Origin of the sequence: Kluyvera intermedia (genome assembly GCF_021440345.1) — a bacterium.
Taxonomy (GTDB): domain Bacteria; phylum Pseudomonadota; class Gammaproteobacteria; order Enterobacterales; family Enterobacteriaceae; genus Kluyvera; species Kluyvera intermedia_A.
The window spans coordinates 62,241-77,609 of record NZ_JAKCNS010000016.1 but is presented as its reverse complement, the minus strand read 5'-3'; the positions used below and the strand labels follow the sequence as shown (position 1 = coordinate 77,609).

The window sequence follows — 15,369 nt, the reverse complement described above, 5'->3', positions numbered from 1 at the left end:
TTTTTATCTGGAGGCTTAATGTCCATAACGGATCTAGTACTGGTCCTTTTCATCGTCGCACTACTGGCTTTCGCTATTTATGACCAGTTCATCATGCCCCGCCGTCATGGCACCACCCTGCTCGCCGTCCCTCTCCTGCGCCCTGGTCGCGTAGACAGCGTTATCTTCGTCGTGCTGATTGTCATCCTGGTATACAACAATGTCACCAGCCACGGCGCGCTTATTACCACATGGTTATTATGCGCACTCGCATTGATGGGTTTTTATCTATTCTGGATCCGCAGCCCAAAAATCATCTTTAAAACGGAAGGCTTCTTCTTTGGTAATGTGTGGATAAAATATAGCCGTATCCAAAAAATGAATTTATCCGAAGACGGCGTACTGGTGATGCAATTAGAAAAGCGTCGCCTGCTTGTTCGCGTCAAGAATATTGACGACCTGGAAAAGATCTACAACCTACTCGTTAATAATCAATAGGTTAAAATATAGCCATCGCTATATCTGTACTATTTAAGAGCAGATAACTTATAGCGTTGGCTATGTTTATTGTGCATAACCTTTCGATATTTTTTAACCTCTTGATTACGCAATAAATCTAAATGAAAATCGTTATCATCAAACAAATAAATAAGCAATAGCAATTGTTGTTTTATATTATAAAAATATGTTAAGGTTGCGCCCGTCGTTGGGGAGTAGCTGATTTCCATCCCTTGGAAATGTACGTGTCAACATACTCGTTGAAAAACGTGGTGCGTACGGATTACACATCGTAGTCAAGCGAGACCATAGACGCATTCACTGCTGATTACTGGGGGCAGTAATGTGTCATATGGAAACTTCCCGGTCTGGACATCTTCATGAATTTAACCGCAACAATTCTTCTTGCCTTTGGCATGTCGATGGACGCGTTTGCTGCATCAATCGGTAAAGGCGCGACGCTCAATAAACCTAAGTTTTCTGAAGCCCTGCGTACCGGTCTGATTTTTGGCGTGATCGAAATGCTGACGCCGCTCATTGGCTGGGGCCTGGGAATGCTCGCCAGTCAATTCGTGATGGAGTGGAGCCATTGGGTCGCCTTCGCGCTGCTGATTTTCCTCGGCGGGCGAATGGTCATCGAAGGTTTCCGCGGTGATGATGGTGAAGAAGATAAAGAGGCGCCACGTCGTCACGGTTTCTGGCTTCTGGTCACGACGGCCATTGCCACCAGCCTTGATGCGATGGCCGTCGGTGTAGGTCTGGCATTCCTGCAGGTCAATATTCTGGCTACCGCTTTTGCGATTGGTTGTGCGACCTTTATTATGTCGACGCTGGGAATGATGGTCGGGCGTTACATTGGCCCGCTGCTTGGCAAACGGGCGGAAATTCTCGGTGGTATCGTGTTAATCGCCATTGGCGCGCAGATCCTCTACGCGCACTACATGGGGTAATCGTTCTCTCTTTGCCAGGCGTGAATCGCGAAATCCGTCTGGCAATCGAACCGCTCACTCTGCTTCAGCGTTTCCCACACCTCTGGTTTTGCCCGCCATGCAAACGGCGTCATCTGCAAAAGCGTCACCGCTTCGTCACCGCTTAACTGCATCGGATAGGCTATCGCCTCGTGGCTTTGCAAGGTAAAACCGTCTATTACCTCAGAATGCGGCGCATGTAGCTGCACTTCGTTGTAAATCAACCCTTTCATTTCGAGAAGATGACGCGGGCCCGGCGTGACCGTTATCACCCAGCCGCCTGGTTTGACCACGCGCTTAAGTTCCGCAGGATTGCAGGGGGCATAAATGCGTATCACCGCATCCATGCTGACGTCATCAAATGGCAAACGCTGGCTTGACGCCACGCAGAAGTTCACCTGCGGATAACGCTTCGCGCCATAGCGAACTGCCGTTTTAGAGACATCCAGCCCCCAGGTTTCTTTTGCTACAGCAGCAAAGGCGTGCGTGTAGTACCCTTCCCCGCAGCCAATATCCAGCAGATGTTCAGGTTTAATCGCGTTTAGCTTCGCGCTGACGGCATCGCGTAACGGCTGATAATGCCCGGCATCCAGAAACGCGCGCCGTGCCTGCATCATTTCCGCACTGTCTCCCGGATCGCGGGAACGCTTATGCTGTACCGGCAGGAGATTGACGTAGCCCTCTTTTGCCTGGTCAAACTGATGACGCTGTGGGCAAAGGTAACTATTGCCGCTGCGCGTTAGGGGCGCGTGGCAGAGCGGACAGCTGTAGGACATAACGACTCCGGCATAATCTTAAAGGCCGAAAGTGTACCGCTATTCAGGCAAGGGAGGAAGGCGAAGCGGTGGTAAAAATGGCCGGGCTAAAAATGATAAAGCCCCGCATTCGCGAGGCTTTATATCTGATAATGATGCGCTGACGCGCCGCAAGATCAGTGATTGTCGAATCAGATAGCGGTTACGTTAACAGCCGCTGGGCCTTTCTGGCCGTCCTGAATTTCGAACTCAACGTTCTGGCCTTCAGCCAGAGTTTTGAAGCCGTTACCCTGGATTGCAGAGAAATGTACGAATACATCTTTGCTGCCATCAGCAGGAGTAATGAAGCCAAAACCTTTAGACTCGTTGAACCACTTAACTTGACCTTTAATCTTTGCCATTTGCAAAATTCCTTAGAGTGTTTTCTGCGCCCGCAGGCGTTTTCATATAGATAAAACTGAGACATGACTGCATGCGGCACTAATATAAGGTTCGGCAGAGAAGCGGTATTCAACGTCAACGTGTTTACTCAGAACTTCTTTACTGATAATGCCATACATAAACAGAACTGTACCTCGTTTAACCCAAAACGTGTTATCACATACAACGTAATTAATGGCAAGCCATTTTTAAACGTGTCTCGATCAGCCGCACAAATCCTAACAAATCATTGGTCCGCCCACGCATCTGTACGCCCTGAAGCATCGTACTCGCGGGATGTTAGCAGATCTTAAATGTGACCTAGATTACGGTAACGTAAGACTTTTTTAACATAGCCCCACATTTAATCTGTGTTCAGACTCATCCAAATGCTTCATCTTTCTATATATCGTTAGATATATTTTCGCTATAACTTTTTCACATGCCTTTTGCTGGAAGTTATAAGCGCGGCGCATTTACATGGAGAACTTACACGGGCAATCTGGTTAATAACGCATCGAGTGTGCACTAAAATAATGAAAATTTTGTGACACTGCCTCATAACGGCGCAATAAAAACGTTTCGCTAATTAAATGCAGATTATCCGGCTATTAATTAAGCAGCGATACTATGCTAATTCGAGCCATAATATATCCGTCGTAAATTAAACTCACCAATCGCAGGCTAATAACAATAACAAATCGTTATAGATTGCCCGACATTGCGCGCAGGGAAGTCATCGACCAGAGGAACACGGGGAGACGCATCGGGAAAGGGCATCGGATTTCGTCCGGCAGCCTATCACAGGCTGCCTGGAGTCGTCATACAACGAGATTACCGCTCTGCGACCAGGCGAATAAAATCATCTTCGTTATTGTCTTCTACTACTTCAGTTTTTGGTGCTTCTTCTTCTTTTTTCTCTGGCTCACTTGCCTCACACAACCGACGCAACAGCGCATTCTGGCGCTTTTGCTGATCGAGCAGTGCTTCAAGGAGTTCGATTTGCTCATTAGTACGTGAGCTGGCGCGGTTCACAAAAAACCACAAAACCAGACCGACTAATAGCAGAAGGAAGGATAACGCCAGAGAAACCAGATTTAATGCCCCAGAACTTACAAGATCACTCATTTTACCACCTCAAAAGGAACGATCTATTCTACCACTCACACTACGGAAGGAAATCGCTGCCAGTAAAAATGTTTTACCAGGGTATAAACCTGTTGATACTGCAAATACCGCTGAAAAATTGAACGTCCTGATCGCACATTACGTTGATCATTTGCGTCCACAGCAGTAAGCAAGCAGCAATCACGAGTATCAATAATACCCACCGAAACTTTTTCACTCCACTCTCCGCATGACTTCTTATTCAGATGCAACCAAGTTAGCATGCTAACCTTAAACCGCGGCTAACTGTAATAGCATCTGGTGCTTTTAGGAATCATAGACTTGTGTCAATCGGTTATCGAAGTAACGTAGTATTGATGAAACAAATAATAGAAGAGGAATTCTTATGCGCCTGTTTATCAGAACCGTCATCTTTTTGGTTATCGTCGGTATTGGCGTTCTCCTGAGCGGGTACGGCGTACTGGCAGGCAGCCAGAAGACCGCCGGAGGCTTAGGGTTACAGTGTAAGTATCTGACGGCTCAGGGATTCAGTACTGCGTTTTACCTGCACGGGGACAACGGCATCGTTGGCCGCTCAAGCTGCCCACTGCTGCGTAAAAGCACCAGCGTCATCGATGAAGGTTAAAAAAAGATGAAAAAAAAGCCCGGTCATCGCCGGGCTTTTTATTGTCAGACTCAGAATGGGTAATCGTTATAGCCCATCTGCTCTGAAATTTTACGTGCCGCCGTATGCAGCATCTCCACATACTCATGCAGACGCTCTTCAGAGAAGCGCAGCGTAGGGAAAGAGATACTCAACCCAGCGATGACCACGCCAAAGCGGTCAAATACCGGTACGCCGATACAACGCAGCCCTTCTTCCTGCTCTTCGTTATCTTCCCCATACCCTTGCTTACGCACCTGTTCAAGCACGGTGATCAGCTCATCAGTATTGGCAATGGTGCGGTCGGTGCTGCACTTATATTCTACGCCTTCGAGGATCTGACGCACTTCGTCAGTTTCACGCCAGGCCAGCAACACTTTACCAATTGCCGTACTGTACAACGGGTTACGGCGACCTACGCGAGAGTACATGCGCAGGTTGTACATGGAATCAATCTTATGAATGTAGACGATGCTGTCTTCATCCAACGCACCCAGGTGAACCGTTTCTTTAGTCAGACGAGAGAGTTCACGCATCTGAATATCCGCACTGCGGATCAAATCAACGTTCTGTAATGCGCGAGCACCCAACTCAAACAGCTTCAGCGTGAGCGAATACTTTTCGGATTCCCCTTCCTGGGCAACGTACCCCAATGATTTCATGGTCTGCAAAAAGCGATAAACGGTGCTTTTTGACATCATGACGCGCTGCGAAAGTTCAGTAATGCCGATTTCGCGTTCTTCGCCAAGTGCCTGCAGGATACCAAAAACCTTTAGTACCGAAGAGACAGAATCTGGCTGTTTGTCCAAATCCGCTGCTGACATTTATCACCTCATCGCAACTGTTTTATAAATATTAGAACCGGTTTTTATTATAATTTCGCAATCCCTTTGTAGCAATGAAACTTCTGTGACCTGGTTACAAATCTGCGACATTGAAATGATTAATCAATGCTAGAATCATTTCCTGGTTAATAATTTCCCCAAAAACAAGTTCTTCACATGACTAAACCTCTCATCGATGGCTTGCCATTACCTCAGCGCTATGGGGCGATTCTGACCATTGTCATTGGCATCACCATGGCGGTACTCGACGGCGCGATTGCCAACGTTGCCCTGCCTACCATCGCCAGCGACCTTAACGCGTCGCCCGCGTCCTCTATCTGGATAGTTAACGCCTATCAGATTGCGATTGTTATCTCTCTGCTCTCCCTCTCCTTCCTCGGCGATATGATTGGCTACCACCGTATCTACAAAGCCGGGTTGATCGTGTTTACCCTCACGTCGCTGCTTTGCGCATTGTCGCATTCGCTGGAAATGCTGACTCTTGCCCGAATTGCGCAGGGTTTCGGTGGAGCCGCACTGATGAGCGTGAACACGGCGCTGATTCGCCTGATTTATCCGCAGCGCCAGCTAGGGCGTGGGATGGGGATCAACTCTTTTGTCGTGGCCGTCTCTTCCGCCGCTGGGCCGACGATTGCCGCCGCCATTTTGTCGCTGGCTTCCTGGCAGTGGCTGTTCCTGATTAACGTTCCACTGGGCATTATTGCCTGGCTACTCGCCGTGCGTTTTCTGCCGTCGAACGGTACCCGTAGTCAGACACAGCGTTTTGACTTACCAAGTGCGGTAATGAATGCGCTGACCTTCGGCCTGTTGATTACCGCGCTGAGCAGCTTTGCTCAGGGGCAATCACTGGTGCTGGTAAGTGCCGAACTGGTGGCTCTGCTGGTCGTTGGCTTCTTCTTCGTTCGCCGCCAGCTTCGCCTGCCGGTGCCGTTGCTGCCCGTTGACCTGCTGCGCATCCCACTGTTTTCACTTTCCATTTGCACCTCTATTTGCTCCTTCTGCGCCCAGATGCTGGCGATGGTCTCACTCCCCTTCTTTCTGCAAAGCATCGTGGGCCGAACCGAGGTTGAAACCGGTCTGCTGCTGACGCCGTGGCCGTTGGCGACCATGGTGATGGCACCGCTGGCGGGCTATCTGATTGAGCGCGTACATGCTGGATTACTGGGGGCGTTGGGGATGGGCGTTATGGCCTGCGGGTTATTTGCGATGGCGATGCTACCGTCGTCTCCGAGCGACATCGACATTATCTGGCGTATGTTGCTGTGCGGCGCGGGTTTTGGTCTATTCCAGTCGCCTAACAACCACACCATTATCGCGTCTGCACCACGTCATCGTAGCGGCGGTGCCAGCGGGATGCTAGGGACCGCACGTTTACTGGGGCAAAGTACCGGTGCCGCATTGGTCGCACTGATGTTCAACGTGTTTGGCAACGGCGGGACTCACGTTTCGCTGCTGCTCGCCGGCACGCTGGCGGTGGTGGCAACGCTCTTTAGCGCACTGCGAGTTACCCAACCTCGGGCACAAAGCTAAAATCCGACATCGCTAAACGAAATCGGATCAAAAAAAGCGCCTCATTCGAGGCGCTTTTCTTATTTCATGTACTCGCCGCTACGCAGCGCTTCAATACGTTTATCCAACGGAGGGTGAGTCATGAACATTTCGCTCAGCGACTTCGACTTACCGTTAATGCAGAACGCCATCATGCTGCTAGCTTCCTGCGGTTCGTAGCTGGTTTTCAAACGCTGTAGAGCCGCAATCATCTTCTCACGGCCAACCAGTTTTGCCGAACCAGCATCCGCATGGAATTCGCGATAACGGGAGAACCACATGGTGATAATGCTGGCCAGAATACCGAACACCAGCTCAAGTACCATGGAGACCGCGAAATAGATCAGCGGGTTACCGTTGCCGCCCTCTTCACCTTCGTCGCGGTTGCCGCCGAGGAAACCGGCCGCAATCTGCGCGATAACGCGGGAGATAAAGATAACGAAGGTGTTCACGATGCCCTGCATCAGGGTCATGGTCACCATATCGCCATTGGCAATGTGGCTAATCTCATGGGCGATGACCGCTTCCGCTTCGTCACGACTCATGTTCTGCAGCAAACCGGTACTGACGGCAACCAGCGAGGCGTCACGGCGCGCACCGGTAGCAAAGGCATTAATATCCGGCGCGTGGTACAGCGCAACCTGCGGCATAACAATACCGACCTGCTCTGACTGGCGGGCAACAGTTTGCAGTAACCAGCGTTCCTGTTCGTTACGCGGCTGCTCAATCACTTCACCACCGACCGATTTCAGGGCCATCCATTTCGACATCATCAATGAAACAATGGAACCGCCGAAACCAAAAAGCAGCGCCATAATCAACAGACCCGTCATGCTGCTCGACTGAATTCCCGTCAGGCTTAGCACCAGCCCAAACACAACCATTACAGCCAGGTTGGTCATCAGGAAGAGCGCGATTCGCATCATAATTTACTTTTAACCTCTTTTTAACAAAACGCACTATGCGATTACCCATATCGTAGGGGCAATACGGCGATTTTCAACGATTACGTGAGGCTAAGTCACCAGAAAGACACAACTTTACATTTTGTAGCATAGTTGTTGACGTGAAGAAGAGAGAGATAAAAAAAACAGGCACAATTGCTTGTGCCTGTTGGGGGTTATTTGCTCGCAGCAGGTTGAGCTGCGGGGCTGGCTTTCTCAAGCCGCGCCAGATCGACGGCGATATTCACCGTCTCGTCAAGATACGGATCCGGCTCTTTGTAGTCTTTCGGCAGATCGTCGAGTTTCTTCAGCGGCGGCTTACCTTCTCGCTTATAGCGATCGTTAATCCGCGCCAGGCGCGTCGCGTCATCTTCATTATTCTCTTTCTCACGCTGGGCGTAGTTCAGAGAAGCGATATTGCGTTTATCCTTCAGAGAATTGAAGTGCGCAATATCTTTGGCGATGTACTGGAACTCGGGATCTTTCACGATACGTTCATCGTGCAGCTTCAGCAGTTGAGGTTCGAATGGCGCCATGTCACCAGACGTCACGTAAGTGGCAGCATTGACGCTGTCCCACGGCAGTGCGTTGTCTTCGAACTTCTCACCGGTTTCGGTCTCTTCTTTGCCGGTTGGCATCAGAATATCCGGCGTCACGCCCTTACGCTGCGTACTGCCGCCGTTAATACGGTAGAATTTCTGAATGGTGTACTGGACTGAGCCCAGCGCTGGCCATTCAGGACGCAGCATCTGATCGTAAATACGGTTCAGTGAACGATACTGCTGCACCGTACCTTTACCAAAGGTCGGCTCACCGACGATCAGCGCACGGCCATAATCCTGCATCGCAGCGGCAAAGATTTCTGATGCCGAGGCGCTGAAGCGGTCAACCAGAACCACCAGCGGACCCTTGTAATACACCACGCCATCTGTATCGCTATCTTCGCGAACTTTGCCGTTGTTATCACGCACCTGCACCACTGGACCGGACGGAATGAACAGACCAGAAAGCGAAACCGCTTCGGTCAATGCCCCGCCGCCGTTGCTGCGCAGATCGATAATCACGCTGCTGACGTTCTGTTTTTCCAGCTTCTGCAGCTGAACCTTCACGTCTTCAGTCAGGCCCACGTAGAAGCCAGGGATATCCAGTACGCCGACTTTTTCTTTGCCCACGCTTTTAACCGACATTTTCACCGCGCGGTCTTCGAGACGAATACGCTCGCGGGTCAAGGTGACGATACGCGTTTTAGAACCTTTGCCAGCAGGCAGAACTTCCAGGCGCACTTTGCTGCCCTTCGGCCCTTTGATCAACGCGACTACGTCGTCAAGACGCCAGCCAATCACATCAACCATGCCTTTACCGGTCTGACCTACGCCGACAATGCGATCGCCTACGCTAATCGCTTTGCTTTTGGCCGCCGGGCCGCCTGCGACCATGGAGTTAATGACGGTGTAGTCATCATCCATTTGCAGCACCGCGCCAATACCTTCCAGAGACAGGCTCATTTCAGTATTAAACTGCTCGGTGTTACGCGGAGACAGATAGTTGGTGTGCGGATCGATTTCACGGGCGAAGGAGGTCATCGCCAGCGAGAATACGTCTTCGCTGTTGGTTTGCGCCAGGCGACGAATCGCAAATTTATAGCGCCGTGCCAGCGTGTCATGAATTTCTTTGTCGTCTTTACCGGCCAGCTTCAGACTCAGCTGATCGTACTTAACCTTGCCGTCCCACAGCGCATTCAGCTCGGCCTGATCTTTTGGCCACGGCGCTTTTGAGCGGTCGAGGTTAAAGGTATCGTTGCCGGTGAAGTCCATCGGACGCTCAAGCACCTTCAGCGCATACTCATAGCGCTCAAAACGCCGTTTTTGCGCCAGGTTATAGAGATCGTAAAAGACATCTAATTTGCCCGAACGAAGCTCGTCGCCAATCAGCCCTTTTTTCGCGGAAAATTGCTCAACGTCGCTGGCCAGCAGCACGTTGTGGCTGTAATCCAGCAGGTTCAAATAGCGATTGAAGATTTTGGCTGAAAAAGCCTCATCGAGATCGAACTGGCGATAATGAGAACGGGTAAAGCGCGATGTTACGCGCTCGCTCACCGTGGCGTGTTGCGTCTCTTCCTTAAGGATAGGAAGTTGGTCAACACGGGTAATATCATCAACCGCTACGGCCTGGCCTGTTATTAATAACAGACCAGCAAGCGCGGAGAGCCTAAAGAATTTGTTCATGCCTGGCCCGGCCTCCGTTTCAGAACACCAGGTGTTCTGCGCGTACAATCATTGACAGACCCGAAGTAAGCTGCACGCGAACGCCATCTTTGGTGATTTCCAGAATCGTGGCGTCCATCGCGCTGTTGCCCGCTTTAACTTTCAGTGCTTGCCCAACGGTCAACGCAGACAAATCAGATACTGGAGTCAGCTTCTCTTCACGCACTTCGCGAACAACTTTCGCAGCAGGTTTCGCCGTAGTGGCTGCGCGCGGCTTACGCTCGGCCCCTTCTTTACGGCGCACTGGTGGACGTGGTTTACGCTCACGACGTGGCGCATCACCCGGCTCACCTGCAGCAATCGCTGCTTCGCGTTTTTTAGCCTGCTGTTCAGCACGTTGAGCCTGAACGCGAGCTTTGGCTTCTTCAAGCTGCTGGCGGGCATGTGCCACGTGCTGCTCGTCCAGCTCTCCGCAAGGATTGCCGTCGAGATCGACGCGAACTGCACCGGCTTTGATACCATAAAGGTAACGCCAGCTTGAAGTATAAAGACGTAATGCGGAACGCAGTTGAGTTTTGCTGAGGTTCATTTCCCCTTCAACACGCTCGACGAGATCCTGAAAAATACCGACCTTCAGGGGGCGAGCTTCACCTTCCGCGCTGAAACACTGCGGGAAACGTTCGGCCAAAAATGCGATAACTTCTTTACTGCTATTCAACTTAGGTTGATTTTCCATGAAATTTCCTGATTACAACGGACGTAGCCAACAAGCCGCAGGCATGAACAGGCGACATTATAATGACGTCATCCGTAAATGCTACGTTATCCGTTGATTATCCTGCGACGGGTGCAAAGAATTTTTGATAATCGGTGGCTTCAAGCACTTTTTGAAGGTGGCCGACCAGTTCAGTCAGGCCCACTTCGTCCTCTTCGCTAAAACGAGAGAACACCGTGCTGTCGATATCCAGCACGCCAAGAGCCTGGCCGTTAACCTGAAGCGGCAGCACAATTTCCGCATTGCTGGATGCATCGCAGGCAATATGGCCATCAAAAGCGTGGACATCTTCAACGCGCTGCACGCGATTTTCGGCAATGGCCGTCCCGCAGACGCCGCGACCGACAGGGATGCGCACACAGGCAATTTTGCCCTGGAACGGCCCCAGAACTAACGTTTCACCTTCCAGCAGATAAAATCCCGCCCAGTTTACATCAGACAGGCGCTCATACAGCAGCGCGCTGGTATTGGAGATTACGGCTAAAAAACTTGTTTCACCTGCCATCAATGCCTGAAAATCGCGGTTAAGATCCGCGTAAAATTCTGTTTTGGTCATTATTCAATCACTATTGTTTGCGATGTTACTGATTCGTTACTCACTCTACAGCCTTATAAAATACGCATTAAGTGCGTTTGAGCTCAAGATGAATCCATACTTAGGTTAAGATAGAGTTATACATTCATTTATCAATGTAATAAATGGCACTGACAACTTCACGTATAACACCGACGAAAAAAATACGTATTCACGCCGTTGGCGCACCGTTACCGCGGGCACATTACCAACGTTGCCCGCAGTGCGATACGCTTTTTCGGTTACCGGTCGTAAAATCATCACAAAGCGCCTACTGCCCGCGCTGTAACGCCAAAGTTCGCGAGGGGCGCGACTGGTCGCTAACCCGTCTTGGCGCGATGGCGGTTACCATGCTGCTGTTAATGCCTTTTGCCTGGAGCGAACCGCTGCTGCGGCTGCACCTGCTTGGCGTACGAATTGACGCCAGCCTGCTTGCCGGTATCTGGCAAATGACCGATCAGGGCCACCCGGTAACGGCTGCAATGGTATTTTTCTGCGCCGTTGCCGCGCCCGCGGTACTGGTGCTGGCTATCGCCTATCTGTGGCTGGGTAATATTTTAGGCATGAATCTCCGCCCCGTCTTGTTGATGCTCGATAAACTTAAAGAGTGGGTGATGCTGGACATCTACCTCGTTGGCATCGCCGTGGCGTCAATTAAAGTTCAGGATTATGCATTTTTGCAGCCCGGCCTCGGCCTGCTGGCATTTATCATCTTAGTGGTGCTCAGCATTCTGACGCTTATTCATCTGAATATTGAGCAATTGTGGGAGCGTTTTTATCCTCAGCGCCCCGCGACACGCCCGGACGCAAACCTACGCGTATGCCTTGAGTGCCATTACACCGGTTTTGCCGACGTTCGCGGTCGCTGTCGCCGCTGTCACACGCCGCTGCGCTATCGCCGTCGTCAGAGCCTACAGAAAAGCTGGGCGGCGTTGGTCGCCTCAATCATCTTTATTTTCCCGGCTAACCTGCTGCCGATTTCCATCATCTATCTTAACGGCGGCCGTCAGGAGGACACGATCCTTTCGGGGATCATGTCACTTGCCAGCAGTAATGTTGCAGTGGCGGCGGTCGTATTCATCGCCAGTATTCTGGTGCCCTTCACCAAAATTATCGTCATGCTGACCCTGCTTATCAGCATTCATTTTAAATGTCAGCATGGTTTGCGTACGCGTATCCTGTTGCTGCGGTTTGTCACCTGGATTGGCCGCTGGTCAATGCTGGATCTGTTTGTGATTTCATTAACCATGTCGCTCATCAATCGCGATCAGCTTCTCGCTTTCACGATGGGTCCCGCTGCGTTTTATTTTGGCGCTGCGGTAATATTAACTATTCTTGCTGTTGAATGGCTGGACAGCCGCTTACTTTGGGACGCACATGAGTCAGGAAACGCCCGCTTCACAGACTGAGGCGCGAATTAAAACGAAACGTCGCATTTCTCCGTTTTGGCTACTGCCGGTCATCGCGCTGATGATAGCCGGCTGGCTTATCTGGAATAGCTACGAAGACAGGGGCACCACCATTACCATCGACTTTATGTCGGCGGACGGGATTGTTCCTGGGCGGACGCCCGTACGCTTCCAGGGTGTTGAGGTCGGAACGGTGCAGGATATTCGCCTGGCTCGCGACCGCAGCAAGATTGAGGTTCGCGCCAGTATTAAAAGCGATATGGAAGATGCGTTACGCGACGACACCCAGTTCTGGCTGGTGACGCCGAAAGCGTCGCTTGCCGGGGTTTCCGGCCTTGATGCACTGGTGGGCGGTAACTATATCGGCATGATGCCCGGCAAAGGCGAACCGCGCGATCGTTTTACCGCACTCGATACCCAGCCAAAATATCGGCTGAATAACGGCGAACTGATGATTCACCTGCACGCGGCTGATTTGGGTTCGCTGAGCAGCGGATCGCTGGTCTATTTCCGTAAAATTCCGGTTGGCCGCGTTTATGATTACGCAATCAATCCGAATAACCAGGGCGTCACTATCGATGTGCTGGTTGAACGTCGCTTTACCAATCTGGTAAAAAAAGGCAGCCGTTTCTGGAACGTTTCCGGCGTTAAAGCCGATGTCGGCTTAAGCGGTGCCAAAGTACAGCTGGAAAGCCTATCGGCGTTGGTCAATGGCGCGATTGCCTTTGACTCACCGTCGGATTCTAAAGCGGCCGAGCAGAACGATGAGTATGGGCTATATGAAGATCTGGCACACAGCCAGCGCGGCGTGATTATCCAGCTTCAGCTTCCAAGCGGTGACGGGCTGAAAGCCGGTTCCACGCCAATGCTCTATCAGGGGCTGGAAGTTGGCCAGCTCACCAAACTCACGCTCAATCCTGATGGCTCGGTGACCGGCGAAATGACCGTCGATCCAAGCGTGGTTACGCTGCTGCGTGAAAAAACGCGCATCGAACTCCATCAACCTAAACTGACGCTGGATAACCCTAACCTCAGCATGCTGTTGACCGGCAGCACCTTCGAGCTGGTCCCTGGCGAAGGTGAACCGAAAGACCGCTTTGCGGTGCTGGCAGCCGATAAAACATTGCTACAGCAACCCGGCGTGATGACGCTGACGCTGACGGCACCGGAGAGCTATGGCATCGACGGCGGTCAGCCTATTATGCTGCATGGCGTCAAAATTGGTCAGGTTCTCCAGCGTACGCTGAGCGCAAAAGGGATTGAGTTCGCCATCGCCATCGATCCGCAATATCGCGATTTAGTGCACGGCGACAGTAAGTTTGTCGTCAACAGCAAGATGGACGTCAAAGTCGGTATTGATGGTGTGGAATTCCTCGGTGCCAGCGCTAATGAGTGGCTGAGCGGCGGCATCCGCATTCTGCCGGGTGAAAAAGGCCCGATGAAGGCCAGCTACCCGCTGTATTCCAATCTGGAGAAAGCACAGGAGAACAACCTGAGTGATTACCCGACTACCACCTTGATGCTGACCGCTGAAACGTTGCCGGATATCCAGACCGGCTCCGTCGTGCTGTACCGCAAGTTTGAAGTGGGTGAAATCACCTCCGTCCAGCCGCGCGCCAATGCCTTTGATATTGCGGTGCACATTAAGCCGGAGTATCGCTCACTGCTGACGCCAAACAGCGTTTTCTGGGCCGAAGGCGGTGCGAAAGTGCAGCTTAACGGCAGCGGGTTAACGGTTCAGGCTTCTCCGCTCTCTCGGGCGCTCAAAGGCGCGGTCAGCTTCGATAACATTAACCAGGCCAGCAACGGCAGTCGCAAAGGCGACAAGCGAGTGCTGTTCCCGTCAGAAACCGCCGCTCGAGCTATCGGTGGGCAGATAACCCTGCACGCTTTTGATGCCGATAAACTCTCCGCCGGAATGCCTATTCGCTATTTAGGCATCGACATCGGACAGGTGCAAAGTCTTGAGCTGAACGCCTCACGCAATGAAGTCCAGGCCAGCGCCGTGCTCTATCCGGAATACGTCGGCACCTTCGCCCGTCGCGGCACGCGCTTCTCGGTGATTACGCCGCAGATTTCGGCAGCAGGCGTTGAACATCTTGATACGTTGCTCCAGCCGTACGTCAACGTCGAGCCAGGGCACGGAGAAATGCGTCGTGACTTTGAACTGCAGGAAGCGACTATCTCTGACTCGCGCTACCTGAACGGTTTGAATATTGTGGTCGAAGCGCCGGAAGCCGGTTCGATGAACATCGGTACTCCGGTGCTGTTCCGCGGTCTGGAAGTCGGTACGGTCACCGCCCTGCATCTGGGCAGCCTCTCTGACCGCGTGATGATCGAAATGCGTATTGGCCAGCGCTATCAGCACCTGGTTCGCAACAACTCTGTCTTCTGGCTGGCATCGGGCTACAGCCTCGACTTTGGCCTGATTGGCGGCGTGGTGAAAACCGGCACCTTTAATCAGTTCATTCGCGGCGGTATCGCCTTCGCCACACCGCCGGGAACGCCGCTGGCGCCAAAAGCGCAGGAAGGAAAACACTTCTTGTTGCTGGAGTCTGAACCCAAAGAATGGCGTGAATGGGGCACTGCCCTGCCACGTTAAATCACTGCGCGCCGGTGCCCGTCACCGGCGCGTTTTATGATAGACTGCGCGCTCTTTATCTCCTTGTGGTATTCGCC

Annotated in this window: 16 protein-coding genes; 6 read left to right on the top strand and 10 right to left on the bottom strand. The window is 51.7% G+C overall.

Annotated elements, in window-relative coordinates:
- Positions 1 to 18 precede the first annotated feature (18 nt).
- Both LZ634_RS05275 and mntP read left to right on the top strand, forming a co-directional pair.
- A complete protein-coding gene (locus LZ634_RS05275; RefSeq protein ID WP_234502804.1) occupies positions 19 to 477 on the top strand; it encodes a DUF986 family protein in 459 nt (152 codons plus the stop codon).
- A 380-nt stretch (positions 478 to 857) separates the two neighbouring features.
- Positions 858 to 1,427 (top strand): manganese efflux pump MntP, encoded by a 570-nt coding sequence (gene mntP / locus LZ634_RS05270; RefSeq protein ID WP_234502803.1) that lies wholly within the window; start codon positions 858 to 860, stop codon positions 1,425 to 1,427.
- Here mntP and rlmA read toward each other — a convergent pair.
- The 5 genes from rlmA to mgrB all read right to left on the bottom strand — a co-directional run bounded on the left by rlmA (position 1,415) and on the right by mgrB (position 3,965).
- Complete coding sequence (gene rlmA, locus LZ634_RS05265; protein WP_234502801.1) at positions 1,415 to 2,221, bottom strand: 23S rRNA (guanine(745)-N(1))-methyltransferase; 807 nt, start codon at positions 2,219 to 2,221, stop codon at positions 1,415 to 1,417. The genes mntP and rlmA overlap by 13 nt on opposite strands.
- A 170-nt stretch (positions 2,222 to 2,391) precedes the next feature.
- Positions 2,392 to 2,601, bottom strand: a complete 210-nt coding sequence (cspE, locus tag LZ634_RS05260; protein WP_001062678.1) for a transcription antiterminator/RNA stability regulator CspE — start codon at positions 2,599 to 2,601, stop codon at positions 2,392 to 2,394.
- A 42-nt stretch (positions 2,602 to 2,643) separates the two neighbouring features.
- Entirely contained in the window at positions 2,644 to 2,760 is a 117-nt protein-coding gene (locus LZ634_RS05255; RefSeq protein ID WP_072277114.1) for a DUF2627 domain-containing protein, read from the bottom strand.
- 694 nt (positions 2,761 to 3,454) lie between these two features.
- Positions 3,455 to 3,748 carry a YebO family protein gene (locus LZ634_RS05250; RefSeq protein ID WP_234502800.1) on the bottom strand — a complete coding sequence of 98 codons (294 nt, stop codon included), beginning with the start codon at positions 3,746 to 3,748 and terminating at the stop codon, positions 3,455 to 3,457.
- 73 nt (positions 3,749 to 3,821) lie between these two features.
- Positions 3,822 to 3,965, bottom strand: coding sequence for a PhoP/PhoQ regulator MgrB (gene mgrB / locus LZ634_RS05245; RefSeq protein WP_035891646.1), 144 nt, complete (start codon positions 3,963 to 3,965; stop codon positions 3,822 to 3,824).
- A 168-nt stretch (positions 3,966 to 4,133) separates the two neighbouring features.
- On the opposite strand from mgrB, the gene LZ634_RS05240 reads away from it, so the two are divergent.
- On the top strand, positions 4,134 to 4,373 hold the full coding sequence (locus LZ634_RS05240) for a YobH family protein (RefSeq protein WP_234502798.1): 240 nt from the start codon (positions 4,134 to 4,136) through the stop codon (positions 4,371 to 4,373).
- Between the two features lie 50 nt (positions 4,374 to 4,423).
- Here LZ634_RS05240 and kdgR read toward each other — a convergent pair whose 3' ends face one another.
- Positions 4,424 to 5,215, bottom strand: coding sequence for a DNA-binding transcriptional regulator KdgR (gene kdgR / locus LZ634_RS05235; protein ID WP_234502796.1), 792 nt, complete (start codon positions 5,213 to 5,215; stop codon positions 4,424 to 4,426).
- Between the two features lie 177 nt (positions 5,216 to 5,392).
- On the opposite strand from kdgR, the gene LZ634_RS05230 reads away from it, so the two are divergent.
- A complete protein-coding gene (locus LZ634_RS05230) occupies positions 5,393 to 6,766 on the top strand; it encodes an MFS transporter (protein ID WP_234502794.1) in 1,374 nt (457 codons plus the stop codon).
- 59 nt (positions 6,767 to 6,825) lie between these two features.
- Here the strand turns inward: LZ634_RS05230 and htpX are convergent, their stop codons facing one another.
- The 4 genes from htpX to LZ634_RS05210 form a co-directional block, all read right to left on the bottom strand.
- Positions 6,826 to 7,710: a protease HtpX gene (htpX, locus tag LZ634_RS05225; protein ID WP_234502792.1), complete on the bottom strand. Its 885-nt coding sequence runs from the start codon at positions 7,708 to 7,710 to the stop codon at positions 6,826 to 6,828.
- Positions 7,711 to 7,904: 194 nt separating this feature from the next.
- A complete protein-coding gene (gene prc, locus LZ634_RS05220) occupies positions 7,905 to 9,953 on the bottom strand; it encodes a carboxy terminal-processing peptidase (protein ID WP_234502790.1) in 2,049 nt (682 codons plus the stop codon).
- Positions 9,954 to 9,972: 19 nt separating this feature from the next.
- Positions 9,973 to 10,668, bottom strand: a complete 696-nt coding sequence (proQ, locus tag LZ634_RS05215; RefSeq protein WP_234502788.1) for an RNA chaperone ProQ — start codon at positions 10,666 to 10,668, stop codon at positions 9,973 to 9,975.
- A 97-nt stretch (positions 10,669 to 10,765) separates the two neighbouring features.
- Positions 10,766 to 11,263 carry a GAF domain-containing protein gene (locus tag LZ634_RS05210; RefSeq protein WP_234502785.1) on the bottom strand — a complete coding sequence of 166 codons (498 nt, stop codon included), beginning with the start codon at positions 11,261 to 11,263 and terminating at the stop codon, positions 10,766 to 10,768.
- 143 nt (positions 11,264 to 11,406) lie between these two features.
- Between LZ634_RS05210 and yebS the strand changes: the two genes are divergently transcribed.
- Together yebS and LZ634_RS05200 are read left to right on the top strand one after the other, a co-directional pair.
- Entirely contained in the window at positions 11,407 to 12,690 is a 1,284-nt protein-coding gene (gene yebS / locus LZ634_RS05205; RefSeq protein WP_234502784.1) for a membrane integrity lipid transport subunit YebS, read from the top strand.
- Positions 12,659 to 15,292, top strand: coding sequence for a PqiB family protein (locus tag LZ634_RS05200; RefSeq protein WP_234502782.1), 2,634 nt, complete (start codon positions 12,659 to 12,661; stop codon positions 15,290 to 15,292). The genes yebS and LZ634_RS05200 overlap by 32 nt, the downstream gene beginning before the upstream one ends.
- Positions 15,293 to 15,369: the final 77 nt, after the last annotated feature.

Bases quoted from the DNA above. Each gene is read 5' to 3' on its own strand.
- LZ634_RS05275 (WP_234502804.1), top strand. From the start codon at position 19: ATGTCCATAACGGATCTAGTACTGGTCCTTTTCATCGTCGCACTACTG.
- mntP (WP_234502803.1), top strand. From the start codon at position 858: ATGAATTTAACCGCAACAATTCTTCTTGCCTTTGGCATGTCGATGGAC.
- rlmA (WP_234502801.1), bottom strand. From the start codon at position 2,221: ATGTCCTACAGCTGTCCGCTCTGCCACGCGCCCCTAACGCGCAGCGGC.
- cspE (WP_001062678.1), bottom strand. From the start codon at position 2,601: ATGGCAAAGATTAAAGGTCAAGTTAAGTGGTTCAACGAGTCTAAAGGT.
- LZ634_RS05255 (WP_072277114.1), bottom strand. From the start codon at position 2,760: ATGTATGGCATTATCAGTAAAGAAGTTCTGAGTAAACACGTTGACGTT.
- LZ634_RS05250 (WP_234502800.1), bottom strand. From the start codon at position 3,748: ATGAGTGATCTTGTAAGTTCTGGGGCATTAAATCTGGTTTCTCTGGCG.
- LZ634_RS05240 (WP_234502798.1), top strand. From the start codon at position 4,134: ATGCGCCTGTTTATCAGAACCGTCATCTTTTTGGTTATCGTCGGTATT.
- kdgR (WP_234502796.1), bottom strand. From the start codon at position 5,215: ATGTCAGCAGCGGATTTGGACAAACAGCCAGATTCTGTCTCTTCGGTA.
- LZ634_RS05230 (WP_234502794.1), top strand. From the start codon at position 5,393: ATGACTAAACCTCTCATCGATGGCTTGCCATTACCTCAGCGCTATGGG.
- htpX (WP_234502792.1), bottom strand. From the start codon at position 7,710: ATGATGCGAATCGCGCTCTTCCTGATGACCAACCTGGCTGTAATGGTT.
- prc (WP_234502790.1), bottom strand. From the start codon at position 9,953: ATGAACAAATTCTTTAGGCTCTCCGCGCTTGCTGGTCTGTTATTAATA.
- proQ (WP_234502788.1), bottom strand. From the start codon at position 10,668: ATGGAAAATCAACCTAAGTTGAATAGCAGTAAAGAAGTTATCGCATTT.
- LZ634_RS05210 (WP_234502785.1), bottom strand. From the start codon at position 11,263: ATGACCAAAACAGAATTTTACGCGGATCTTAACCGCGATTTTCAGGCA.
- yebS (WP_234502784.1), top strand. From the start codon at position 11,407: ATGGCACTGACAACTTCACGTATAACACCGACGAAAAAAATACGTATT.
- LZ634_RS05200 (WP_234502782.1), top strand. From the start codon at position 12,659: ATGAGTCAGGAAACGCCCGCTTCACAGACTGAGGCGCGAATTAAAACG.